Below are 24,713 nucleotides of genomic sequence, written 5' to 3'. Positions count from 1 at the left end.
TGGCTGCGACCTAGGATAGGGTTGACCCTATTCGCCCAATGTGGGTAAAATTGGGAAACGGGAGATCAAGCGGAGGGAGAACGGAACACGATGAGATTGCAAGGGAAAATCGCGCTGATCACCGGCGCAGGCTCAGGCATCGGCCGCAGCTCGGCGCTGCGTTTCGCAGAGGAAGGGGCTTCCGTTATCATTGCGGACCTGGATGAAGTCAAGGGCGAGGAGACGGCGGCGGACATTCGCCAGGCGGGAGGGTCGGCCTTGTTCATCAAGGCCAATGTGACCGACCCCGAGTCTGTGCAGGCGCTTGTCGCGGCTGCGATCGCCGAGTACGGGCGCATCGACGTGCTGTTCAACAACGCCGGCATCAGCGGCGTGGGCGCGCTGCATGAGGTGGAGCCGGAGGTTTGGGACCGCGTCATCAACGTCAACATCAGGGGGACGTTCCTACCGAGCAAGTATGTGCTGCCTCATATGATGGAGCAGAGCAGCGGCGTCATCATCAACATGTCGTCCTGCATCGCCGAGATCGGTCTGGCCCAACGGGCCTCTTATGCGGCGACCAAGGGGGCGGTGCTGGCGCTGACCAAGTCCATGCAGGTGGATTATGCACCGTACGGCATCCGCGTCAATGCGCTGCTGCCGGGGACGATTCTGACTCCCTTCGTCGAGAACTACCTCAAGCAGTCGTATGCCGATCCGGAGGAAGGGCTGGCAGGCATCAAGCGCCGCCAGCTCAGCGGGGATCTGGGCAGGCCGGAGGATGTGGCGCAGGCTGCTGTTTTCCTAGCATCGGACGAATCGAAATTCATGATGGGCTCGCCGCTCTATATCGACGGCGGAGTCGTATTTGGCAAAAACGCCTAGGAGGGACATACGATGAAACTCGTTACATTCGAACAAGCAGAAGCCTACAAGCTGGGCGTGAAAACCGATCTCGGCATCCTGGACGTCGAGCAAGCCCAGGCGGCTCTGTTCACGGACGGACAAGCAGGAGTGCCGACTGACGTGCACGAGGTTATCGAAGGGGGCACAGCTGCTATCGCGTCACTGCAGGCGCTGGTAGACCGCGCTTCCGCATCGGAAGGCGCTTCATACTGGCTGGACGAAGCGAAGCTGCAGCTCGGTCCGTGCGTCACACGTCCGAACAAGATCATCTGCGTCGGGCTGAACTACCGCAAGCATGCGGAGGAAACGAACGCTCCGATCCCGCAGTACCCGATCCTATTCAATAAATTCAACAACACATTGGCTGCCCAAGGCGACGACATCCCGCTGCCGAAGGTTACCTCCGAGGTCGACTACGAGGCGGAGCTGGTCATCGTCATCGGCCAGACGGCCAAGTACGTGTCCAAGGAGGACGCACTCAGTCATGTGTTCGGCTATTGCTGCGTGAACGACCTGTCCGCCCGCGATCTGCAAATGCGCACACAGCAGTGGCTGCTAGGCAAGTCTTGCGACAAGTTCTCGCCGCTCGGCCCTTACCTGGTGAGCGCGGACGAAGTCGGCAATCCGAACCAGCTGGAGATCAAGGCGACGGTCAACGGCGAGGTGCGTCAGAACTCGAACACGTCGGACATGATCTTCCACTGCGACGAGATCGTCAGCTACATCTCGCATCATATGACGCTGGTGCCGGGCGACATTATCCTCACCGGCACGCCGGAGGGCGTCGTGCTCGGCCTGCCGCCGGAGCAGCGCGTCTATCTGCAGGACGGCGACATCGTCACGATCGAGATCGAGAAGCTCGGCGCGCTGACGAACCGGATGGTAGCGGAGACGGCTTAGGCAAGGTTAATGGAAGTTTACGTTTGTTGATAAGGAAGATAAGGGAGAGCAGGCGTTTGTGCTGCTCTCTTTTTTTATATGTATTTAAATAAATATTGCGAAAAAAATAAAAAAATGTCTATTTATGTTGAATTTTTTGTAAATAGATGTAGTTTAATGTGGATTTAATTCCAAAAATATACTATTATGAGAATGGTTATTTTAGGTAATAAACCAAAATATTTAGTAGGAGGAATATCGTTGAAAGTGAGAAGTTTTCTCAAAAAAGTAAAAGTTCCAATCATGGTTTTTCTGAGCTTATCTTTGTTATCTGGACAAGTTTTAGCAGCAGCTAATATCTCAGGTCTTGGAAATGCACAATCACTGGGAAATAATGGTTTTGACGTTTTTAAGTCCGTTTACGAAACTACTGCAACAGGAAATGTATACAAACCAGCTAAGATTGGAAGCGTTAAGAGATACTTAATTCGAACGAAGAATACTAAGGAAGTCGTAGAGAAAATTAATCTCAGAAAGTCAGCCTTAAGAATGCCAGAGGGTAACGTAAAATCTGTGCAAGGAAGAGATTCTACCATTCTCATTGCAGATCTTACAGAGTCAGAGATGCAGGAAATGTATACGAATAACTCTGTTGTCTCTATCGAACTAGACTCCTCAGTGAATATCGTCCAGGAATGGTCAACGTCTTCTGTTCATGAATCCGTCTATAGAATGAAAGAAGCATCTCAATCCATAACTTGGGGTAGTCATGCTACTGGAAGTTATATGGCCTCACAACAAGGGATAGACGGGAACGGAATCAAGGTAGCCGTTTTGGACACAGGAGTTTCCATTCATGAAGATCTTAATATCCAAGGAGGCATATCCTTTGTACAAGGAAACTTCGACCAGGATGAGCACGGGCATGGGACTCATATTGCTGGGACCATAGCAGCTTTGGATAATGAAATCGGTATACAGGGTGGTGCTCCTGGGGTTGACTTATACTCAGTCAAAGTCCTGGATGAACACGGGAATGGCTCATACAGTCACATTATTCAGGGTATTGATTGGGCAATACAAAATAAAATGAATATTATTTCGATGAGTTTCACAGGAAAGACGGATAGCCAGGCGTTACATGAGGCTATTCAAAACGCAGCTAGTAAGGGGATTATGGTTATAGCTGCAGCTGGAAATGAAGGAATCGGTACAGATACAATCCAATACCCTGCTCGATATCCGGAAGTCATCTCTGTAGGCTCTGTCGATCGCAACTATCAGTTGTCGTCGTTTTCTTCGACCGGACCCTCTCTTGATCTGGTAGCACCGGGATCATTGATTGTTAGTACAACGCTTGGCAATAAGTACAGTTCAGCTTCAGGAACTTCGATGGCGGCGGCTTCTGTGGCAGCAGGAGCTGCACTAGTATGGTCCCAGAATAAAGATTGGGATAATAATCAAGTTAAAAAGCGATTGATAGACACAACGACCGTACTAGGGGATGTTTACGGAAAGGGACTATTAAATACAGCCAAAGCACTTGGAATAATAGATGGTGCTATCGCTCCGATGTACCTGGATGCTGGTGTAGTCAAATTTGAACTTCCTCCTGGGCGAGGAGAAGGCGATGTTCATGTCTCCTCTTTCGATAAAGAAGGTGATGGGGGACAAGTCAAGGCAGGTGATTCCATAACCGTATCACTTAAACTGGATGGGGATCAAAATAATCAAAATCCTCATCAAAGGATTGAAATCAGTGTTTACCCAAAAGATTCAGCAAATATTGTGGATTCTAAAATTATCTATAATCCAAGCTTGAATACTAAAATATCTTATACGTGGCAAACCAATGAATTAACTCCTACAGGAACCTATGTGATCAGGTATCATTATCCTGCATACCCTAATAACAATTATGATGATTATTTTACCGTCTACGTAACGCAGAAAACCAATTCTCCTGATACATATGAACCTAATGATACTTTCATATCAGCTTATACGGTTAATACTGGCCAGACCTATACGTCTTATCTTTCAACCGCGTCAGATATTGATTATTACCGCTTGAAAGCCTCATCTACTGGAGCTCTGGAAATCGTATTGGATGTACCTGCTACTAAAGACTATGATTTGTACGTGTTCGATTCAACACAGAACATGATAGGATCCAGCAAAAATTCATCAGGAGTAAAGGAACAGCTAACAATTAATGTAGAGACCGGTGCAACCTACTACATTTTGATTTCAGGCTTTTCGGGGGCATTCAGTGCTACTCCTTATTATTTAACCTTGGGAAATATCGTTCAGGTTAAGCCGACAAAGCCGACCGGACTCAAGGTTGAAGCTACTGATCTGAAGTTAAGGCTGATCTGGAACCCTGTTTCAGAAGCAAAGTCATTTCTTCTGCAACTTGATGGCAAACCTATCGGTACGACTACTCAAAATTATTATGATTTTACGAATCTAACGCCACTTACTTCTTATACGTTAGGAGTTGCTTCTGAAAATGTAAATGGTACTAGCGAGTACGCTACAATCGTATCCAAAACGAAACCAGAGTTTTTGCAACTTGATACTCCGAAGGATATGAGTAAGTCTGGTGGAAGCTATCAATTGTTTGCCTTTAAACCTGACTTAACGGGATACTATAAATTTTTCACTAGTCCCCATAATGGCGGAAACACGATTAATGATACAGCAATCGAGTTGTACTCGGACGAGTCGTTAACAGCTAGAATAGGATACAACGATGATGCTAATGGTTCTTTATTCTCTGAACTCAAACAAGTGTTATTGGCTGGGGAAACTTATTATGTAAAAGTCTACGGTATGAATAATAAAGCGCTGCTTGCCAGGATCAAGGTTGTGACAGAAAGTTCTTCCATACCTTTTCTACAAGAAGACACACCTGTGGACATTAGCGGTAAAGAAAGTGCTGTCTACCAATTCATTCCTCTGTCAAGTAAGTCATATATTATGAATACTGGATTTCTCGGAGGATATGCAAGTAACGGGTTTAATGATACCCAATTGGAAGTGTTTAGCGATCCCAAGCTGACCCAAAGACTTCCTGGTGGTTTTAATGATGACTTCGGAGGAACAGTATTCTCTCAGTTAAAACTGAATCTAAATAAGGGAACAACGTATTATGTGAAAGTTTCTGGTTTTCAGGGTAGGTCGTTAAAAACTCGATTAAAGGCATCGGCTGATCGCCAAAATGAATTTATTCCACTTGCAAACAAAGTGCCGGTTAACGTTTCCGCACCCGGGGGAGGAAAATCCTACTATACGTTCACACCTAATCAGTCTGGGCTTTATCGATTTTTAACCATCCCTAGCGCAGTCAATGGGTTTATGAATGATACAGAACTATCATTGTATGCTGATCCTGAACTGACTTCAAGGCTGGCTGTGAATAATGATGTTGTGGGGGCTAAGCCGTACGGAGCACTATTCTCTAAAATCGAGCATAATTTGAATGCGGGTACCACTTACTATGTAGTCGTTAGAGACGCTAACGGTTACGCTGGGCTTAATAGCAGATTGATGGTAGAAGATAGTTTTTACTCTTCCAGAGCTGCCGCTATACCAGTAGTGTGGAATCAGGTGATGGGAAACTCGAATGGATTCACACGGGATGTCTCGTCATTGTACGATACCGACTATTATAGACTGGAGATTACAGAGTCTGCCCAACTGAGGGTGAACATTACAGCCAACTCGGCGGTATTGGAGGACAGCAACGGGAATTTCAAAGGCATATTCAGCGCCAACAAGCCTGGAACCGTTCCAGTATCTCCGGGTACATACTACATCAAGGTTCAATATTACCCTAACAGTAATGACCCTACTTATAAGTATAATCCGAGAACCTTTAAAGTTTATGAATATGAAATTGAATTTTCCAAAGGAAATGTCACTTATTCCAAAGGAAAAAAATCTGCTCAAAATCGTGATTTTACTAATTCGGCAGTAATTAAACAATATTTATTGAATGCTTCTAATTTGATCGACTTTGTATCAGCAGGACCTTATGAATATCATACTGCATATGATCGTTCAATTGTTGAGGTTTATTCCAATTATAACAATCAATTAATATTTAGGGATACTATTGGTAGAAGAGAAGCCGATACACAGTATTATTATGATTGGTATGGAACTGTTAACAGAAACACTCAATATGGAACTTATTATGAACTAGAGAATCCTGAAGTATTTGGTGAGATAATACAAGGTTACCACGCAAGAGATGGGCTTTATTATATGGTCATTTATCCTGATCATCCGATTGGTAAGAAATATCCAAGGTATCTCATGAATATTATGGTGATGAATAACGATATAAGTCTAGGAAGAGTAGTTCCTCCTCCTCCAATGCAGTTTAATGGGATACCTATTACTGCTAAGAATAAGAATGACTGTGGAGATGTTTGCTTAGACTACTTCATACAATATGTCTTAAATTTCAACGGCGGTTCTGGGGCTCCTCAGTATGAAGAATGGTTAGAAAAGATGTATGGACCAAATGGTTTGCAAAAGTTCTGGCATAGTATGGACAATTTGCTGTATGACGAAAACAAAAGTGATATTGAAAATTATCACGACATGCTTGATAACTTTGGATTAATACCCGTTATTGGGGGGCCTGCTGATGCTGTCAACGGGATCGCCTATTTGATAGAGGGTAATTGGACCGATGCAGGTCTATCGGCACTATCAATAGTACCTGTACTCGGAGAAGCAGTAGGTGGCGGCAAAAAAATATTCAAAGGTGTAAGGTTTTTTGAACCTTTAACCATCGCTAAACCATGCAGTTGTTTTGCTGCTGGAACCTTAATCCAAACGGATCATGGCATGAAGCCGATTGAGGAGATTAAGGTTGGAGACAAAGTTTTATCCCAGCATCCAGAAACTCGTCAACAGGAGTATAAAGAGGTTGAAGATACGTATGTAAATGAAATGACAGAACTGCTGCGTCTTCATATAGGCCAGGAACTTATATCCACAAGCCCTTATCATCCAATTTGGATCGAAAACAAAGGGTGGGTAACAAGTAGCGATCTCCAAGTTGGTGACCGGGTTCTGTTAAAAGACGGAAGTACCGCTTCAATCGATGAGATCGAGCATGTTTATGAAAAAGTATTGGTATATAATTTTACTGTTCAAGATTTCCATACGTATTTTATTGCAGATTCTGGGATTTGGGTTCATAATACGATTTGTATTTCTCTAGGATCATATCTTAGAGAGTCTCTGCAAAGAACTAAGGCTCCAAAGAAAGGCTCCAGCAATTCTAAAATATTGGCTGACGAGTTAGAGGGGGCTGGATTAACGCCGGATCGCTCAACCATAGTTGAATGGGATGCCCATCATTTAATTCCAGCTACTGCTAAGAGAGCTAAGAATGCAAGAGATATACTGATACTTGGTTTTAAAATAGATTTAAATTCTGTTGCCAATGGCATGTGGCTACCTAAACAAAAGGGTGTGGCTAAACTTGAATTAATAGATTGGGACCAAGTCAAAATTAAACTTTCCACTCATAATGGTGGTCATACACACAATTATTACGATTATGTTTCTAAAAAAATTGAGGATGCTTACAATTTATATGGGCCTGGACCTGGTGGAGCAAATTTAGATGAAAAAGAGTTAGTTAAAAAAGGAGTAGAAGTTTTAAATGAAATAAGAACAGCTTTATCTAATGGCACATTGACGATCGGAATAGATAAATAAGTTTGGAGGAGAGGCAATGAAAATTTATTTATGGAATGATACGGATACTACTTTGATTTTATCGGAAAGTTATAGCAGTTACTTTCATTATTTTATAGGTGAAAGCTTAGTAAACGAGTGGGGGAGGATGAAAATAGAGAAAATAAGTAAGAGATCAAAAGTTTACGATAATTGTAATATCTGCAGTAATCCAGCTATAAGTAGGAGAGCATTAGACAATCTGAAGCATTTTATAGAAAAATATGCAGAAGTTTTGCCGTACGAACTGAATGAATCGGAATATTTTGCTATAAATGTTATAAATGTAATTGATTGCATAGACTACTCTACTTCCGGTTACGTTAAAGATGAACAGTATAACTTAATAAAAGAGATATATAAATATTCTTTTAAATTGGACATGGTATCTAATGTAGATATCTTTAAAATACCTGAGTTTAAAAAAACTCGTATCTTTGTTAGTGAAAAATTTAAACAAGCTGTAGAGGCAGCAAAACTAACAGGTTTTCAATTTATTGAAGTATGGGATTCAGAGGCAGTTCCGCTGCCTCCCCTGGAACCGTTAGTCTTTGACGGCCCTTCTTATAATTTTAAAGAAGCCTATCGTATGGTACAAGAAGAGAATCAAACGCTTGCCAACGACAAATGGGTCATGCAGATGAGTAAGGAAGAACTTTGCTTAGGCAGACGTGAGGCGAACGGTACTTATACTTGGATCTTGCCAATCTATCTGCCCCCAATCCTTCTGGACATGCAGTGGTATGTCACTGACCCTTACGAAATTAATGATAAAAAGTAACTGTAAATTTAAAAGTAAAGCTAGGAGGAGCGATATTGTTAAAAAAAACGTTCTATCTATTTCTAGTACTCGCGTTATATATACAAACTGTCATCATCTCGCCACAGAACGTTCGGGCCGTTGCTGATAGTAAGCCACCTGTTACCACGATTCAGGTAACAGGTGGGTCAACAGGAGTAGAAGGCACATACTTTGGGTTTACACGCATTCAACTCCTTGCGGTCGATGACAGCTCTGGAGTTGATTATACTGAGTATCGCTTAGGTTCGGATTCAGGGTGGACTACATACGTATCCCCCGTTACTCTTAGAACACCAGGGACTATAGAGTTGAGTTATCGAAGCAAGGATAAGGCAGGAAATATGGAAACCGCTCAAAGTCGAATCCTTGTTATTAAAGAAGATACCGTATCTCCTGAGACGACTATTCAGCTTATGGGAGAGCAAGGAATAACTGATTATTATAAAAGCGTTGTTAAAATGTCGTTTACGGCAACGGATACTTATTCAGAAGTGGATCGAACGGAGTATAGCTTAGACCAAGGGGGAACATGGACTCCCTTCACAACTGCTGTCACTTTAGAACAATCTGGTGTGTATACCGTGTTATATCGTTCTGTAGATATGGCAGGGAACATCGAAAAAGCGAAAGCGAAGACCATTATCCTTGATCTAGAGGGGCCAACCGTTCCAAGTATTCTACTTTCCCCAGGCGGCTGGACAAATGGAAATGTAGAAGTGAAGCTGGCTGATGGCTGGGATGAGCATAGTGGGGTACAAAAAAGTCAGTATAAAATCGGAAGCCAAGGCAATTGGAATGACTATACCGATCCTTTTACTGTGAGTACAACCGGGGTAAAGGTCTATGCAAGAACCTTGGATTTGGCGGGAAATACGAGTCCTATTGCTGAGGCTCAAATTCAAATTGATAAAACGGCACCAACTGCTCCACTGGTAAGTCTTAGCTATGAGGGTTGGATTAACGATGAAGTATATTATCTAATAGAAGACGGGAATGACACTGAATCAAAAGTATTTAAATCCGAATTTAAATTAAACAATGGGGCGTGGGCGGACTATACGGGGCCAAGGTATGTGAAAAATGAAGGCCAAACGACGGTATATGCCAGAACCGTTGATTACGCGGGTAACATCAGCCAGGAAAGCTCCAAGATTATTCAAATCGATCGAGTTAAGCCGCAGGCTCCACTTATCCAAGTGCCGACTACAGAGTGGACTAATGTAAATATTCCCGTAACCATAGTGCATGGAGCGGATGCCTTGAGCGGTCCAGAGAAAAGTCAGTATAAGCTGGTTGCAAACGGACAATGGATGGATTACTCAGGTACATTTCAGATTAATCAGGAAGGTACGACTACTGTAGTTGCAAGAACTATCGATAAAGCTACCAATGTTGGACCTGAATCCTCAGTAACGGTTAAATTGGATAAAACTCCGCCCTTGACACCTGTCCTAAAGGCGAGTACTACGGAATGGACGAATCAAAATGTCACAGTTACGCTGACACACGGAATAGATACCTTAAGTGGGGTCAAGAAAAGTCAGTATAGATTGGGCAATAGTAGCACCTGGATTGATTACAGTAATACTGTTACGATTAGCCAGGAAGGTATTACATCGCTTTACGCACGGACTATAGATCTTGCAGGAAATATTAGTACGGAGGCTGTTATAACTGTAAAAATTGATAAAACCCCTCCTTCTGTACCAACGGGTCTATTCGCGCCAACCAAGACGGCTAATTCTGTAATTTTAGCATGGAATCCTTCAACGGATAATTACGGGGCTGTGCAATATGAAATATATGATAATGCTACTTTACTCGGTACAACGGATCAAACCAGGTTTCATGCATTAAATATTTCGCCTTCCAGTACTCATAAGTTTACAATTAAAGCCAAGGACCATGTGGATAATCGTTCGGCAGCCAGCAATGAACTGTCAATTACTCTGGCTAGTCCTTACGTTAATACGGGCCGTAGTCAGTTCGCTATTAAAAGTGATGGTACAGTGTGGTCTTGGGGAAAAAATAGTAGCGGGGAACTCGGAGATGGAAGTACTGCTATTAAGTCGGTTCCAACCCAAAATACAAATCTCAGTGGGTTCCGCCAAATTTCAAGCGGTGCAAACCATACGATTGGGATAAAAGGTAACGGTACGGTCTGGGCTTGGGGATCAAACGGAAATGCGAATGTGCCTGGCGGTTCTCTAACTTCAAATCCTTTACCTGTCCAAATTCCGAATCTTGTCTCTGTAGTTTCTGTACAAGCAGGTTTAGCCCATAGTCTTGCATTAAAAGAGGATGGGACCGTTTGGGGCTGGGGAAGTAACAGCTTCGGGCAACTGGGTGATGGGAGCCAAACCACTCCTGTACAGCCTGTAAAAGTACGGAATCTAGACGCCATTGTTGCTATTTCAACCGGTTACTACCACAGCATGGCATTGAAAAGTGATGGAAGTGTCTGGACGTGGGGAAGTAATGCTAATGGTCAATTAGGGGACGGTACAACTCAGGATAAACTTTCTCCTATTCAAGTACCAGGGCTTCAAGCAGTAGTAGCTATATCCGCTGGCTACACGCATAACTTGGCTTTAAAAAGTGATGGGACCGTATGGGCATGGGGAAATTCCACAAATGGTTGGCTTGGCAACGGAGCTTCGAGTGGACAGGCTACTCCTGTTCAAGTTAGTGGTCTCACTGGAATCAAAGAGATTGCTGCTGCTTATGTCAATAATGCCGCCGTCAAAGACGATGGATCGGTATGGACTTGGGGGGCCAATAGTCAAGGTTTCTTGGGTGATGGTACCACAGTAGACCGCCTTGTACCTGTTCGGGTATCGCATCTTGGCTCCATTGTGGGGATTTCTGCAGGGGATAAAAATATTTTGGCTACCATGTCTAATGGCTCAGTATGGACGTGGGGGTCTAATTCGGATTATGCGCTTGGGAACGGAGATTTGTCTATTTCTTATAAGACTACACGTATTCAAATCAAAGGAATTCCCGGTAATTATACCGATACAGTTCCGCCTACAGCCCCCGTTTTATCGTTTAGTGGTGTAGCTTCAAACTCGGTTATTTTGAACTGGACCGAGGCCACGGATAATTATACGGTTGAAAGCTATGAAGTTTATCAAGGAACAACGAAAGTAGGCACCTTGCAAGTCGATTCACAGCCATCAGTTAATGCTCGTTCTTATACGGTTACAGGATTGAGCTCAGGTACAACTTATTCATTCTCAGTTAAAGCTAAGGATAGTTCAGGGAATTATTCTGCAAGTAGTAATGTTGTGACAGTTAAGACATTAGCAGCTCTGCCAACATTATCAGAGGCTGGAATGTTTAAAAGCTTGATCCTCAAGAGTGACGGTAGTGTATGGGAGTTTGGTAATAGTAATGCTACACCTACCCAAGTGTCAGGCTTATACTCTATTATTAATGTAGCCTATTCTAACAGTCATACCTTGGCTCTCAGGAGTGATGGGACTGTGTGGGCTTGGGGAACCAATAGAGCAGGGGAACTGGGAGATGGGAGCGGGTTACAAAAGAGTACCCCGGTTCAAGTTGCAAATCTAACTGGTGTGGTAGATATTTCAGTAGGAAACTCTTTTAGTATTGCTGTTAAAAATGACGGCACCGTTTGGTCATGGGGCGTCAATAACTATGGACAACTTGGAAATGGAGATACTTCAAGTACCTCTAAATACACCCCAATTCAAGTTCCAGGATTATCAGGCATTAAATCAGTAAGTGCTGGAACCAACCATGTCATCGCGCAAAGCACAGACGGAAGAGTATGGACTTGGGGAGAGAATTACTCTGGTCAACTTGGGGACGGAACAACTCAGATGAGCAGAAGTCCCAAATATATCGGGTCTATGAATTCAGTAAAATCCATTGCTGCTGGTGATACTCACTCCATGGCTCTTAAAAATGATGGGACTGTGTGGGTTTGGGGAGGCAATTACGATGGGCAACTTGGAGATAATTCTAGAACAACCAGATTGTATCCAGTTTATAATCCAAGTTTAAACTCCATAGTCGCTGTTACAGCAGGGGGATCACATAGTACGGCACAGCGCAGTGACGGGACCGTGCTTTCTTGGGGAGCAAGTACGTATGGTCAGTTGGGGAATGGATCAAACTCCTCAAAACTTTTACCTGAAGTGATGCCGAACTTCAATAGTGTATCTTCTTCGGCAGCAGGTTATACGCATCACATTGCGGTCAAAACGGACGGTTCTGTATGGGGCTGGGGGGCCAATGGTTCATACCAGCTAGGAACTACCCAACCCTCTTATAGTAACGTTCCTATTAAAATTAATTCGATTTCATCTCAAAGTCTTCTTCGTTCGGTGGAACAAAATGTGTTACCAAATGATGAATCGCTCTCCGTGGAAAAAGCAGTGCAAGAAATTTATGAGTCGGCAAGTGCGGAGTACAAAAAGATTATTGACTTGCGTCGTTCTACGCAAATAATCAAGGATTCACTTTCACCTACAGCACCCCAAAATTTAGTGCTAATGAAACAAAATGAAAATGGCTTGACATTGGCTTGGGATGCGTCTGAGGATAATGTTGGTGTGAAACAGTATAAAATTTATGCATGGGATAAGTTGTTAGGAACGACAGATGGGCAAACTACTGTTGAGTTGGATATTGACCCTGCCATATACCTAGGTCTTAGAGTAATAGCTGTGGACGAAGCAGGAAATGAGTCCTTACCGAGTAATATTTTCTTGTTAGACAAAGAAAAGTAAAATCATTCAAAAGAGAGTGAAATTCGGCCCTTATCTGGTCAGCGCGAACGAAGTCGGCAACCCGAACCAGTTGGAGATCAAGGCGACCGTCAACGGCGAGGTGCGCCAGCACTCCAATACGTCGGACATGATCTTCCACTGCGACGAGATCGTCAGCTATATCTCGCATCATATGACGCTGGTGCCGGGCGATATTATCCTCACCGGTACACCGGAGGGCGTCGTGCTCGGCCTGCCGCCGGAGCAGCGCGTCTATCTGAAGGACGGCGACATCGTCACGATCGAGATCGAGAAGCTCGGCGCGCTGACGAACCGGATGGTAGCGGAGACGGCTTAGGCAAGGTTAATAGAGTTTTACGTTTGTTGATGAGGAAGATACGGGAGAGCGGCGTTTGTGCTGCTCTCTTTTTTATATGTATTTAAATAAATATTTCTAAAAAATGTATATTAATATTAAATATATTGTAAATAGATGTAGTTTCATGTAGATTTTGGGCCAAAAATGTACTATTATGAGAGCGATTATTTTAGGTGATAAACAAAAATATTTAGTAGGAGCCGTTCCTGTATGCTGATGGCCGAATGCCAAGCCGGACGTCAAAATGAGGCTCTATCCCCGCCAAAGCATCATGTAAAAGAAATATGAAATAAGAGATTGATGATCTGGAGGAGAAACGATGAAGATTTATTTATGGGATGATGTAGATACAACTCTTGTTTTATCTAATGAGGCAGATTTAAGAAAGTTTAGAGACTATTTTATCGGTGAGACCCTGATTGACGAGTGGGTCAAAACTAAAATTGAAAAGGTAAGCAAAAAATCGAAAATTTACGACAATTGTAGGATATACAGTAATCCAGCTATTAGTAAGAATGCTTTGGAGAAATTAGTACATTTTTTTGAGAAAAATGTAGAGGTTTTACCTTACCAGTTCGATGATTTGGAGTGCTATGCAATTAATGTTACGAATGTAATTGATTGCATAGATTATTCAAAATCGATTTACGATAAATACGAAGGGTATGATGTAATTAAAGAGATTCATAAGTATTCATTCCAAGAAAATTTGGTATTGAATGAAAATATTTTTAAAATTCCTGAATTTAGAAAGACGCGCATTTTTGTTAGCGAAAGTTTTAAACAAGCTGTAGAAGAAGCGAAACTAACAGGTTTTCAATTTATTGAAGTATGGGATTCTGAGGAAGTTCCGCTGCCTCCCTTGGAACCGCTGGTCTTCGCTGGCCCTTCGTATGATTTTAAAGAAGCCTATCACATGGTGCAAGAAGACAATAAGACGGTTGCCAATGACAAATGGGTCATGCAGATGAGCAAGGGAGAGCTATGTTTAGGTAGACGTGAACCAAACGGTATCTATACTTGGATTTTTCCAATCTATCTGCCCCCGATCCTCCTGGAAATGCAGTGGTATGTAACTGATCCTTACGAAATTACTGAAAAGGGTGAACTGGCACTTTGAAAGTATAGCTAGAAGGAATTATATTGTTAATAAATACAAACTGTTGGATTGTCAAAACTAAACTGATCCTTGGTGATTCCGGGAGGGAGCCTGTGACCTGACTAGGAGCAAACAGGCAGGCTGCTTGCCGACGGTCGATGGCCAAGCGCGCTTTCCGTCCGGAATATGGTAAGCTGAAAGCAAGCGCTTTAATGGGCAGCCTGGCTGCCCTAGTCCGTGCGCTCAAGAGAGGGGGAGATGCGAATGATCGAATTCGAGCATTTGCATCATGTCAGCTTGGCCGTGCGAGAGCTGGAGCGGGCCCGTAAGTTTTATTCCGAGGTGCTGGGCTTGAAGGAGATTCAGCGGCCGCCGTTTGACAGCAAGGGCATCTGGTATGCGGTAGGACCGCAGCAGCTTCACCTGCTGGAGAATCCGGCGGGCGACACGCTGCGCGAGAGCGGGATTAGCACCATCGACGGACATTTTGCCGTCTGGGTCAAGAGCTACAGCGCCACGATCGCTTGGCTGGAGGCCGCGTCGATCTCGTATGAAGCGAGGCCCGACAGCCGGGCCGGGTTCGCCCAGATCTTTGTCCTCGACCCGGATCATAATATCATCGAGTTCGACTCGGCCTATGGCTCTTAGCCAGTTCTGCTGCAAGCGGCGAGGACAGAGGAACATGCGCAAGGCGTACAGCCTGCGCATGTTTTTTTTGCTGTGAAGTCTAAAGAAAGTATGGCATGCCTTTCTAAATCGTGCATGGCAGGCAAGCCACCGCTTACGGAGATAACCGTGCTGAATACCTTTATGGACAAGGACAGACTGAACCTGTGAGGTTTTTCAATTTTTACTTGATTGCCCTGTTACTGTGTCACGTAGAATTACATTAGGAATGATGCGAATATAGATCAATTCTCCTGCAAGCTCAACCATAGTTTGCGTTACGATAATTGCTGCCACTAGCATGCTCCAATTTTCGGGCAAAGCCAAGGCAAGGGGGAGAACGACAAGAGAATTGCGTGTTTCTGCACTGAAAATAACAGCTCGGCCAGATTTAATGTCTAATCTACAGCATGTTACAATAAAACGGGTAATGAACGGCATAATGAACATGAAAGCTATATAAATAGGAACACTCCGGTATCGCTTAACACCCCTTGCACGGCATTTTCCTTTGAGGCTGATTGCGCTAATCTGTCCGTTAATCTATAAAAAAGGAACAGTTGCCGGCACGCGGCAATCTGCTCCCTATTTTGAAATATCGTGTCCATTTAACGCAATGGATCATTGGATTCTAGCTTATTCCTCATGTTCTCGTTCGCAAATGACTTTAGTGAACAAATTTAGTGGAAACAGGGTAGGAACTATGCGGCCCGGCATCTGAACAAACTCGACAAAATCTCTGCCGACGCGGATTAATTTCCCACGAAGCTCACCTATATCTTCTGCGGTGGCCGTCAGATCAAAGGGTCTTGTCGTTTTTACACGTTCTTTCAGGACGATAAAGAAGGATGTTTGGATAACGACTACCGTTGATCCCACAGTAAAAGAAGAAGAGGTCACGCCCGAGAGCTTGCCTATCGTTTTCGTAAGTTGAGGAAATCCAGGCTGGAATACCGTTACCGTCTGACCTACAATCGGTTGTAAACGTTGAACCAGCGTAATGTTCTGAGGGGCTGGACAACCTTCGATGTCTATATTGCTCAAATAATCTCCTCCTGTAAGCAACTCTTTGCTACTTAAGTTTATGCTCATCCTGAGATTATGTTTGGGCGACCCGTTCGAATGAAGTTCTGTGCTATAATCGCGTTGAGGGTGGATGGAGTACTTGATGAGAGGGGAACAAGCGACGATGTTCCAGGCTGTGAATGTAAGAAGGGGTCCCCTTTCCTGGAAACTGTTCTTTGGGTTAAAGCTTGTATTCGATTTGGTCTTGGCCGTTACTTTTTACTTTCAAACGTCGATTTCGATGTTTTGGAAGCTCAGCTTTGTTATTTTTTCCGTGGCGATTTTTCTGATTGTGAATTTGTTCTACGCCAGAATCAAGAAACGACAAAATTGGTTGTTTCACCTTCTGATTCTCGATTTTCTCGTATCGGCTTCGTACGGGTACGTGTTTATCGGCGGTTTTTTTCCGAGTCAGCTGTTTATCGGGATTACGAGCTTAGCTATTTTGATGTTCTTGAACAATATCCGGATGCTCCTCGTCACCAGTCTGTTTTTACTGTTTCTCTACCTGGTGACCATGGGGAGTGTGGACTGGTTTTTGTATCAACAGCTTAATCCTATCAATTACTTTACGACCTGTTCGTTTATTGTGTTCGCCGGCATTGTCAGCACGCTGATTCATTTCTATCAGGGAGCGCGCAGGAATACGCAGCAGTTGTACGCGCAGCTGCTGGAATCCCACGAGCGATTGCAGGATTATGCGGTCAAGACGGAAGAGTGGGCTGCCACGAGGGAAAGGGTGCGGATCGCCGGGGATATCCATGACACGGTCGGACATAAGCTGACGGCCCTGCTCGTTCAGATGCAGGCCGCACGCAAGCTGAGCCAGGTGGATGCCTCGCGCAGCGAGCAGGCTTATCTGGGCTGTGAGGAGCTGGTCAGGTCTTCTCTGCAGGAGGTTCGGCTGGCGGTCAGAACGATCCGGGATGAACCGGTTCAGTCTACCTTTCTGCACGATAGCCTGGACAAGCTGGCGGGGGAGTTTACTCAATTTGCCCAGGTCCAAACCAGTTTTGACGTAGAAGGAAGCCCCGTCCTGTTACCCGGCGAGCTTCAGCTGACGGCATATCGCATTGTCCAGGAATCATTGACCAATGCCAAGAAGCATGGGCAGGCAACTCATGCCCGGATCTGGTTGGTTTACTCCGAAAGCGGTTTTTCTCTCCATATCGGTAATGACGGAGAAGTGCCCGCCGTGCTGAAGCCTGGGTTTGGACTAATCAATCTGCAAGAGCGAGTCAAAGAATGGAACGGTGAGGTTAGCTGGGGGAAGGATGACCGGATGGGCTTTGCGGTTCGTGTGAAATTCCCTTATCCTGCAACGGAAATGGAAGGTGTGACTTCTTGAGAGTTCTGATAGTGGATGATCAACGATTAATGAGGGAGGGACTAGCGACCATCCTCGATCTGGAGCCGGATCTGGAAGTGGTGGGAACGGCTGTGGATGGGCGAGATGCGTATGCCAAGGTGGCGGAGTTGCGGCCGGATGTGGTCTTGATGGACATTCGGATGCCGGGTATGGACGGCGTGGAAGGCTCGGAGCTGATTCTCAAGCATTTTCCAGAGACGAAGGTGCTGATATTAACCACGTTCGATGACGCGGAGCTCATCATGCAAGTTCTGGAGAAGGGCGTTCACGGGTATTTATTGAAGGACATGCCGTCCGAGACTATCGTGAGTGCCGTACAAACGGTCTATAACGGCGGAACGGTGCTGCAGCCGAATATTACGGCCATGCTGCTCAAGGAGCTCAAGCAGATATCCTCCAAGCAGCCGGAGCCGGCTTCTTTCCTTATCCCGAATGAACAAGAGCTGGTCGACGACTTGACGGAACGGGAGAAAGAGGTCCTCCGCTTGCTGGGTCAAGGCTTAAACAACAAGGAAATGGCGGACTTGTTGTTTATCACCGAAGGGACTGTGAAAAACCACGTGTCCAATCTGATCGCCAAGCTGGGGCTGCGCGACAGAACGCAGGCCGCCGTGTTTTCAGTTCGTCACCTCTTGTAACGCAGTAAGGCATGACTTTTAGCATAGAGCATGAAAATCTTCATGCTTGGGCGCTTAAAAGTCGGCCTTTTTTTGTTTTTATTCATGACCTCCCACACATTTGGTCCGGGCGTAATCTTGTTAAAATCCAATTGTAAGCAGTCAGAGGAGATCAGGTGGTGAAGGGAATTGAAGGTCAAAAAACCTGGATTGTACCTGTTGCCCGTTGCTCTAGCTGCCGCGGCCGTTTATTACTCGTACGGTTCGTCGAGCAAGCCCCCCATGATGGAGGCCCATCCCGCTGCGGCTGCAGCACTTGCCAAATCCGATACGAAATACGAAACCGCCGTTTTGGCGGGAGGCTGTTTCTGGGGAACGGAGGCTGCCTTCGAAAAGCTGAACGGGGTGCTGAATGTGGTCACCGGCTATACAGGCGGACAGAAGCAGAATCCGACCTATGCGGATGTAGCGTCCGGCCAAACCGGGCATGCCGAGGCGGTGCAGATTCGCTACAATCCCGATGTCATTACGTACGGCGAGCTGCTTAAAGTGTTCTGGCGAAACATCGATCCTACGGATGCGGAAGGCCAATTCATGGACCGCGGCTCTCGGTACCATGCGGCTGTCTTCTACAACAGCCCGGAGCAGCAAGCATCGGCCGAAGCTTCGAGGGAGGCGCTGGCCACCTCGGGACGGTTTGCCAAGCCAATTGTCACGGACATTGCCGCGGCAAGCAAGTTTTACAGGGCGGAGGAAGACCAGCAGAACTACGCTCACAAAAATCCCATTCGCTATAAGCTGACAGAGCTGGCCTCGGGACGAGATTCTTTTTTGAATAAGGCATGGGGAGGCGATCGGGTCGTGGTCATTTCCGACAAGAACGAGTATCATCCGGATTTCGATAAGAAAGCAAAGCTAAAAACGTTGACCAAGCTTCAGTACGACGTCACGCAAAATAACGTCGACGAGCCTCCCTTCCATAATGAATATTGGGATAACCATGAAGAAGGCATCTACGTAGATGTCGTGTCCGGGGAACCGCTGTTCAGCTCCAAGGATAAATTTGATGCAGGTACGGGCTGGCCTAGCTTTACACAGCCTTTGGACCCCGACCATGTCGTGTTGAAGCAGGGCCACGGATTGTTTTTGTCGGGCACGCAGGTTCGGAGCCGCGACGGGGATTCCTTCCTGGGCGACCTGTTTAAAGACGGGCCGCAGCCGACAGGGCTCCGATACTGCATCAATTCGGCCTCCCTGCGATTTATACCGAAGGCTGAATTGGAAGCCAAGGGTTATGGCGCATATGCCAAGCGATTTGGTTAGGGAACATCTTAAGAGTTTACCAACTATGCAATTACATTCAGGAGGTCATGACTCATGAGAACAGAATTTGTATTCCACATTTTGAACAAACACCACCAGCAATTGCTGGAGCTTGTCGAGACCTGCCCGGAGGACCAGCGCCTCACGATTCCGGAAGGCTTCAAAAATAACCTGCATTGGCATATCGGGCATGTGCTCACCGTCACGGAGTTTCACGTATTCGGTCTTTCCGAGCATACGCCAGGTCAGGTTCTCCCTGCCAACTATCAGCAACTGTTCGCCTACGGCACGAAGCCGTCGGACTGGCAGGAGGAGCCGCCTGCGTGGGATTTGCTGATCGCTCAGTTGAAGGACCAGCGCAACCAGCTCCATGTCTTGCTGGACGGTAAGCTGGATGTGCCGGTGAAAGAGAACTTTCTGAAAGCTGAAACCTTTGGTGAACTGCTCGTCTCCACTACGCTGCATCTGGTCGATCATCTGGGCTTCGTGTCCGCCCTGCTGAAAGTGTTGAAACGATAATCCAGCGTTCCATAGACAGCAGTTCAAAGGCTACTTTGGACTGCTGTTTTTAATTCTATAGAGAGACTACATGATGTCAGGGGGAACCTAGTTATGAGTAAGAAAACAAGCTGGTGGCGGCTCACGATCCGAAAAAAATTATTATGGATTTCCTTCGCCATTCTAATCATCCCGACGCTGTCCGTAGCAAGTATAAGCCTCTGGGCGTCGTCCCGCGAAAGCGACATGCAGATGAAGGCTAATCTTCGAAACACGGTCAACATGGCTTCGGAGCTGATGCTCTCCTTCGAAGACTCCGTCCAGAAGGGCGCGCTTAGCAAGGAAGAAGCGCAGGAGAAGGTGAAGCAGCTGCTTCTCGGTCCGAAACAAGCGGACGGTACGCGGACGATCAGCACGAATATCGATATCGGCAAGCACGGATATTTTTTTGTGCTGAACGACCAGGGAGATCTGTTGGCTCACCCTTCGGCCGAAGGGGAGAGCTTCTTGAATAAGCACACGAGCGACGGATTTTATCATATCCGGGATATGCTCGAGAAGGGACGGCAGCAGGGCGGTGGGTTTACGGTCTATAGATGGCCGCTGCCCGACTCTACGAACGAAGCTATGAAAATAGCCTATTCGCTCAGGAACGCGAACTGGGGCTGGACGATCGTCGCAGGTTCCTATATCCAGGACTATATGGATGGGCAAACCCGCATCGTGCAAGGGACCGTATATATGCTCATCGGCTGCCTGGTTGCAGGCGGGATTCTGATCACCTGGTTTGCGCTGCGGCTTACCAGACCGCTGGTGCAATTGACGCAGCAAGCCCGGCTGGTCGCAGCGGGCGACCTGTCCGAGAACGAGTTTTCTATACATAGCCGTGACGAGATCGGCGATTTGTTCGCCTCCTTCCAGATGATGCACAATAACCTACGTGAGCTTACGAAGGGGCTGCTCACCCATGCCGATACGTTGTCATCCGCCTCACGCGATTTATCCGAAACCTTGGCCGAGACGACGGCGGCTACCAACCAAATCTCCCTATCGGCGCAGGAAGTCGCATCAAGCAATGAGACGCAGGAAGGGAGCGTACAGGAAAGCACGCTGGCAATGGAGGAGCTGGCGGCAAGCGCGCAACGCATCGCGGCCACTTCACAGACGGCCTTCGAGGCCTCTCAGGCCACCTTAACTCATGCCGAGCAGGGCCACGAGCTGATTAACCATTCTTCGGAGCAAATGATCGCGGTGTCTTCAACGGTAACAAGCCTCGCATCGACGGTCAACAAGCTCAGCGAGCGGTCGCAGCAGATTGGCGAAATCGCCGAAACGATGACGGATATTTCGACGCAAACCAACCTGCTGGCGCTGAATGCGGCCATCGAAGCGGCCAGGGCGGGCGAGCAGGGCAAAGGCTTCGCCATCGTCGCGGACGAAGTCCGGAAGCTGGCGGAGCGCTCGAAAATGTCCGCCTTGCAGGTGGCGGAGCTGATTCAGGCGATTCGCCTCGATATCAGCGAAGCTGCTGCGGCTATGGACAAAGGCGAGCAGGAGGTCGAAGCCGGTGTCGAATCGATCCGTCATTCGGGCGAAGCGTTCAAGCGTATTCTCGTTGCCACGCGCAGCACCGTCTACCAAGTGCAGGCAACCTCTGCCGCCGCGGAAAAAATGTCTGCAAGCTCTCAGGAGATCACCGCCTCCCTGCAGGAGATTGGTCATATGGCGGTACGGTCGAATGATGTCGCGCAGATGATTTCCGCGGCAACACAGGAGCAGCTAGCAGCCATGGAGGAAATTTCAGCCTCTGCTGACTCGGTGAGCCGTATTTCAGAGGAGATGCTGATGCAGGTGAATCAGTTTAAGCTGTAATATTCGAGGAATTCCAGCCATCTCTCGCAAAACCTTGCGGGAAGATGGCTTTTTTGCAGTTTATAAAATTTTAAGAATTGTTTTACCTGGCTTTTATAACTGCTTTAGAGGCAGTTAACCGCCGCAGGCTAAGATGGATCTATGGAAGCGGAGACGCTGTCCAAATTTAAGCCAGAGGCTTAGCGGAGGCAAAGAGATGAATAAGAAGCTGACGATGATGGGATTGGGTGTGGCGGTTGGCGGTATGATGCTGGTGACGAGCGTATATGCGGGAGTCGGCGAAGCTCCAGGCTATGAAGCATTGAAATCTGCCGTCAAGCAGACGGCGACCGTTCACAATGTAACCCGTCTGGTGGATGTGTCGGTCAAGGATAACGGAAATTCATTGCTTCAAGTGAAGTCCACGGTCAAGCAGGATACCGGCAACCGTTCCGGCAGCGCAGAGGTTGCGGTCACGAGCGGAACCGAGACGCAGAAGGTGTACCTATACAACCAGGACGGCAAGCAAATTGTGAAGACGGACGACTCGGACGTGTACAAGGTGCTGGAGGCTGGAGACAAGCAAGGCAAGCAGAAGCATGCCCGCGAGGGAAGCGGACATACGCCTGATCCGCAAACGATCCAGGAAGTAGAGAATGTGGTGGATGCACTGGTCGGCAATTTGAAAGACTATGTCACGATGAATGAGGGAGCCGGTAATGTGAAGGACATTCACTTCAAGCTGTCCGGCAGTCAAATTCCTGCAGTCGTGAATGCGATTGGCTCGCTGGCCATCAAGCATGGCACATCGGAACAAGCCAGCCAGCGCCCGCTGCCGGCCAAAGCCGATACGTTCGGCATTGATCTGCAGACGATCCGCAACAGCGTGCCGCACTTAACAGGCGATATCAAGATGGACGCGGTCGAGGTCAATGCTACGGTCGATGCGGATAATCATATTACCAACCAATCGGCGGAAATCCGCATCTCGGGCAAGGACGACCAAGGTGCTGCTCATGATATCGTACTTAACGTAGACATGGCACTTTCCAGTCTGAACAGCACGACGCCGGATAAGGTGGATCTGACAGGCAAGCAAGTGGAGAACGTGAAGCTGGATGAGCTGTCCCATAAGCGTTGGGGCGGCAAGAACGAATAACAAGCAGAAAGCAAGCATGGGACAGAATCTATAACACCAACAGGCAATCTGCCTGATCAAATAAGCAAAACGGGCGGAGGCGAAATGCACAGCCATTTCACCTCCCTATCTTCTTCCGGCAAGGGGCGGGTTATGATGAAGTCTGTCGTGGAAATCCGGCAGCTTACGAAAAAGTTCAGCAATCAGCGGGGGATCGAGGACGTGAATATCACGGTCGAACAAGGGGATATCTACGGCTTCTTTGGTCCCAACGGCGCAGGCAAGACGACGGTTATGAAGATCATGACCGGACTAAGCCGGGCGGATCGGGGCGAAGTCAGGCTGTTCGGCCATTCGGTCAAGACGCATTACGAGGAGGCAATGGCCAAGGTCGGCGTGCTGATCGAGACTGCGGAGGCGTATACGTATATGAGCGCCAGGCGCAACCTGGAGCTGGCCGCGCGATTTTACCCCGGCATCGGCCGGCAGCGTATCGACGAGGTGCTGGACATTGTAGGCCTCGCGCCTTATCAGAATGAGAAGGTCGCCGGGTATTCACTCGGGATGAAGCAGCGCCTCGGACTGGCGGCCGCGATGCTCTCCAAGCCGGAATTGCTTATACTCGATGAGCCGACCAATGGCCTGGATATCGAGGGGATGGTACAGATTCGGGAAATCATCGTCCGGCTGGCCCGGGAAGAGCGGATCACGTTCCTGATCTCCAGCCATCTCATCCACGAGATGGAACTGATGTGCAACCGGATCGGTATTCTTCATCAGGGACGCCTTGTACGGGAAGGTCTTGTCGCAGAACTGCGGGAAGAGGGCGGTACGCTAGAACAGGCGTATTTACGGGAAATCGAAGATGTCAGGAGGCTTGCCGCTCATGCCTAGTATAACGGCGGGTGTATGGAATGAAACCATCAAGCTCGCCTCACGGAAGAAAACGCTGTTCTTCCTCGCGGTGATGATCGTGCTGCCGGTAGCGGCAGGCATCCTGCTTTCCCGCTTCCAAAGCGGCATAGGGATTGGAGCGATCGCCTCTAGGGATTTTCCGATCCTGATGCTCAATTTGTTCACGATGGTGTTTCTCCCGCTCTTCGTGTTCATGGGGGCGGCCGACGTATTCTCAGGTGAACAAGGCGACCGTACGCTGAAGCTCGTCCTAACCCGTCCTGTCAGCCGTTTCAAAGTATTTGCCTCTAAGCAGCTGGCTCTGGCGCTGTATATCGCGCTGTATCTGGTCGCAGGACTGCTCGCTTCCACCTTGTCGGCGCTGCTTTTCCAGCAAACCTCAGGGATAGGAATGATCCTGGACGGATTGCTCGCCTATGGGGCAGCTATAGTCCCGTTGATCGTGCTGAGTATCGCCGCAACCTTCTTGGCCCAGTTCTTCTCCAGCAGCAGCACGGCGCTGACGGTTAGTCTGCTATTGTATGTGGCGTTCAAGGTAATGGCGTTCTTCCTACCGCAGCTCGCCACGTATTCGCCGACTGCGTATACGGATTGGCATATGCTCTGGCTTAGCGGCTCTTTGGCCGGGAGCAAACTGACTAGTATCTTTATGTTTCTGGCAGCGTGTAGTATATTGTTTTTTACAGCAGGCTTTTACGTATTCGATAAAAAGGAGATTTGATCGG

General features: G+C 47.1%; 17 protein-coding genes and 1 pseudogene. 16 read left to right on the top strand and 2 right to left on the bottom strand.

What is annotated here, in order from left to right; genetic code table 11:
- The first annotated feature begins 90 nt into the window (after positions 1–90).
- The 8 genes from WMW72_RS06485 to WMW72_RS06450 all read left to right on the top strand — a co-directional run bounded on the left by WMW72_RS06485 (position 91) and on the right by WMW72_RS06450 (position 15,194).
- Positions 91–864, top strand: a complete 774-nt coding sequence (locus tag WMW72_RS06485; protein ID WP_341414625.1) for an SDR family NAD(P)-dependent oxidoreductase — start codon at positions 91–93, stop codon at positions 862–864.
- Between the two features lie 12 nt (positions 865–876).
- Complete coding sequence (locus WMW72_RS06480; RefSeq protein WP_341414624.1) at positions 877–1,785, top strand: fumarylacetoacetate hydrolase family protein; 909 nt, start codon at positions 877–879, stop codon at positions 1,783–1,785.
- Positions 1,786–2,031: 246 nt separating this feature from the next.
- Positions 2,032–7,509 (top strand): S8 family serine peptidase, encoded by a 5,478-nt coding sequence (locus tag WMW72_RS06475; protein WP_341414894.1) that lies wholly within the window; start codon positions 2,032–2,034, stop codon positions 7,507–7,509.
- Positions 7,510–7,525: 16 nt separating this feature from the next.
- The gene (locus WMW72_RS06470; protein ID WP_341414623.1) at positions 7,526–8,308 is read left to right on the top strand and encodes an imm11 family protein; all 783 of its coding nucleotides are present in this window, start codon (positions 7,526–7,528) and stop codon (positions 8,306–8,308) included.
- A gap of 35 nt (positions 8,309–8,343) precedes the next feature.
- Positions 8,344–13,089, top strand: coding sequence for an RCC1 domain-containing protein (locus WMW72_RS06465; protein ID WP_341414622.1), 4,746 nt, complete (start codon positions 8,344–8,346; stop codon positions 13,087–13,089).
- A gap of 1 nt (position 13,090) precedes the next feature.
- Positions 13,091–13,426, top strand: coding sequence for a fumarylacetoacetate hydrolase family protein (locus tag WMW72_RS06460; protein WP_341414893.1), 336 nt, complete (start codon positions 13,091–13,093; stop codon positions 13,424–13,426).
- 340 nt (positions 13,427–13,766) lie between these two features.
- Positions 13,767–14,567, top strand: a complete 801-nt coding sequence (locus WMW72_RS06455) for an Imm43 family immunity protein (RefSeq protein ID WP_341414621.1) — start codon at positions 13,767–13,769, stop codon at positions 14,565–14,567.
- A 243-nt stretch (positions 14,568–14,810) separates the two neighbouring features.
- The gene (locus WMW72_RS06450) at positions 14,811–15,194 is read left to right on the top strand and encodes a VOC family protein (protein ID WP_341414620.1); all 384 of its coding nucleotides are present in this window, start codon (positions 14,811–14,813) and stop codon (positions 15,192–15,194) included.
- A gap of 195 nt (positions 15,195–15,389) precedes the next feature.
- On the opposite strand, the pseudogene WMW72_RS06445 reads toward WMW72_RS06450, so the two are convergent.
- Both WMW72_RS06445 and WMW72_RS06440 read right to left on the bottom strand, forming a co-directional pair.
- A pseudogene (locus WMW72_RS06445) lies at positions 15,390–15,689 on the bottom strand (arsenic resistance protein); the annotation flags it as partial.
- A gap of 159 nt (positions 15,690–15,848) precedes the next feature.
- Positions 15,849–16,256, bottom strand: a complete 408-nt coding sequence (locus tag WMW72_RS06440; protein WP_341414619.1) for a hypothetical protein — start codon at positions 16,254–16,256, stop codon at positions 15,849–15,851.
- 295 nt (positions 16,257–16,551) lie between these two features.
- Here WMW72_RS06440 and WMW72_RS06435 point away from each other — a divergent pair, with 295 nt between their 5' ends.
- From WMW72_RS06435 to WMW72_RS06400, 8 genes are all read left to right on the top strand, one after another.
- On the top strand, positions 16,552–17,625 hold the full coding sequence (locus tag WMW72_RS06435) for a sensor histidine kinase (RefSeq protein ID WP_341414618.1): 1,074 nt from the start codon (positions 16,552–16,554) through the stop codon (positions 17,623–17,625).
- 29 nt (positions 17,626–17,654) lie between these two features.
- Entirely contained in the window at positions 17,655–18,284 is a 630-nt protein-coding gene (locus WMW72_RS06430) for a response regulator (RefSeq protein ID WP_423227524.1), read from the top strand.
- Positions 18,285–18,452: 168 nt separating this feature from the next.
- Complete coding sequence (gene msrA / locus WMW72_RS06425) at positions 18,453–19,586, top strand: peptide-methionine (S)-S-oxide reductase MsrA (RefSeq protein ID WP_341414616.1); 1,134 nt, start codon at positions 18,453–18,455, stop codon at positions 19,584–19,586.
- Between the two features lie 54 nt (positions 19,587–19,640).
- Positions 19,641–20,105 carry a DinB family protein gene (locus tag WMW72_RS06420; RefSeq protein ID WP_341414615.1) on the top strand — a complete coding sequence of 155 codons (465 nt, stop codon included), beginning with the start codon at positions 19,641–19,643 and terminating at the stop codon, positions 20,103–20,105.
- Positions 20,106–20,198: 93 nt separating this feature from the next.
- Positions 20,199–21,956: a methyl-accepting chemotaxis protein gene (locus WMW72_RS06415; RefSeq protein WP_341414614.1), complete on the top strand. Its 1,758-nt coding sequence runs from the start codon at positions 20,199–20,201 to the stop codon at positions 21,954–21,956.
- Positions 21,957–22,152: 196 nt separating this feature from the next.
- Positions 22,153–23,094 carry a hypothetical protein gene (locus WMW72_RS06410; protein WP_341414613.1) on the top strand — a complete coding sequence of 314 codons (942 nt, stop codon included), beginning with the start codon at positions 22,153–22,155 and terminating at the stop codon, positions 23,092–23,094.
- A 132-nt stretch (positions 23,095–23,226) separates the two neighbouring features.
- Positions 23,227–23,967, top strand: a complete 741-nt coding sequence (locus WMW72_RS06405; RefSeq protein WP_423227520.1) for an ABC transporter ATP-binding protein — start codon at positions 23,227–23,229, stop codon at positions 23,965–23,967.
- The gene (locus tag WMW72_RS06400) at positions 23,960–24,709 is read left to right on the top strand and encodes an ABC transporter permease (protein ID WP_341414612.1); all 750 of its coding nucleotides are present in this window, start codon (positions 23,960–23,962) and stop codon (positions 24,707–24,709) included. The genes WMW72_RS06405 and WMW72_RS06400 overlap by 8 nt, the downstream gene beginning before the upstream one ends.
- Positions 24,710–24,713: the final 4 nt, after the last annotated feature.

The sequence above is a fragment of the Paenibacillus filicis genome (genome assembly GCF_038070315.1).
Taxonomy (GTDB): domain Bacteria; phylum Bacillota; class Bacilli; order Paenibacillales; family NBRC-103111; genus Paenibacillus_G; species Paenibacillus_G filicis.
The sequence above is the reverse complement of the archived record's forward strand: the minus strand, read 5'-3'. Positions and strand labels throughout refer to the sequence as shown.

Coding starts and splice junctions, on each gene's coding strand:
- WMW72_RS06450 (WP_341414620.1), top strand. CDS start 14,811: ATGATCGAATTCGAGCATTTGCATCATGTCAGCTTGGCCGTGCGAGAG.
- WMW72_RS06480 (WP_341414624.1), top strand. CDS start 877: ATGAAACTCGTTACATTCGAACAAGCAGAAGCCTACAAGCTGGGCGTG.
- WMW72_RS06400 (WP_341414612.1), top strand. CDS start 23,960: ATGCCTAGTATAACGGCGGGTGTATGGAATGAAACCATCAAGCTCGCC.
- WMW72_RS06415 (WP_341414614.1), top strand. CDS start 20,199: ATGAGTAAGAAAACAAGCTGGTGGCGGCTCACGATCCGAAAAAAATTA.
- WMW72_RS06485 (WP_341414625.1), top strand. CDS start 91: ATGAGATTGCAAGGGAAAATCGCGCTGATCACCGGCGCAGGCTCAGGC.
- WMW72_RS06420 (WP_341414615.1), top strand. CDS start 19,641: ATGAGAACAGAATTTGTATTCCACATTTTGAACAAACACCACCAGCAA.
- WMW72_RS06410 (WP_341414613.1), top strand. CDS start 22,153: ATGAATAAGAAGCTGACGATGATGGGATTGGGTGTGGCGGTTGGCGGT.
- WMW72_RS06455 (WP_341414621.1), top strand. CDS start 13,767: ATGAAGATTTATTTATGGGATGATGTAGATACAACTCTTGTTTTATCT.
- WMW72_RS06405 (WP_423227520.1), top strand. CDS start 23,227: ATGATGAAGTCTGTCGTGGAAATCCGGCAGCTTACGAAAAAGTTCAGC.
- WMW72_RS06470 (WP_341414623.1), top strand. CDS start 7,526: ATGAAAATTTATTTATGGAATGATACGGATACTACTTTGATTTTATCG.
- WMW72_RS06430 (WP_423227524.1), top strand. CDS start 17,655: ATGAGGGAGGGACTAGCGACCATCCTCGATCTGGAGCCGGATCTGGAA.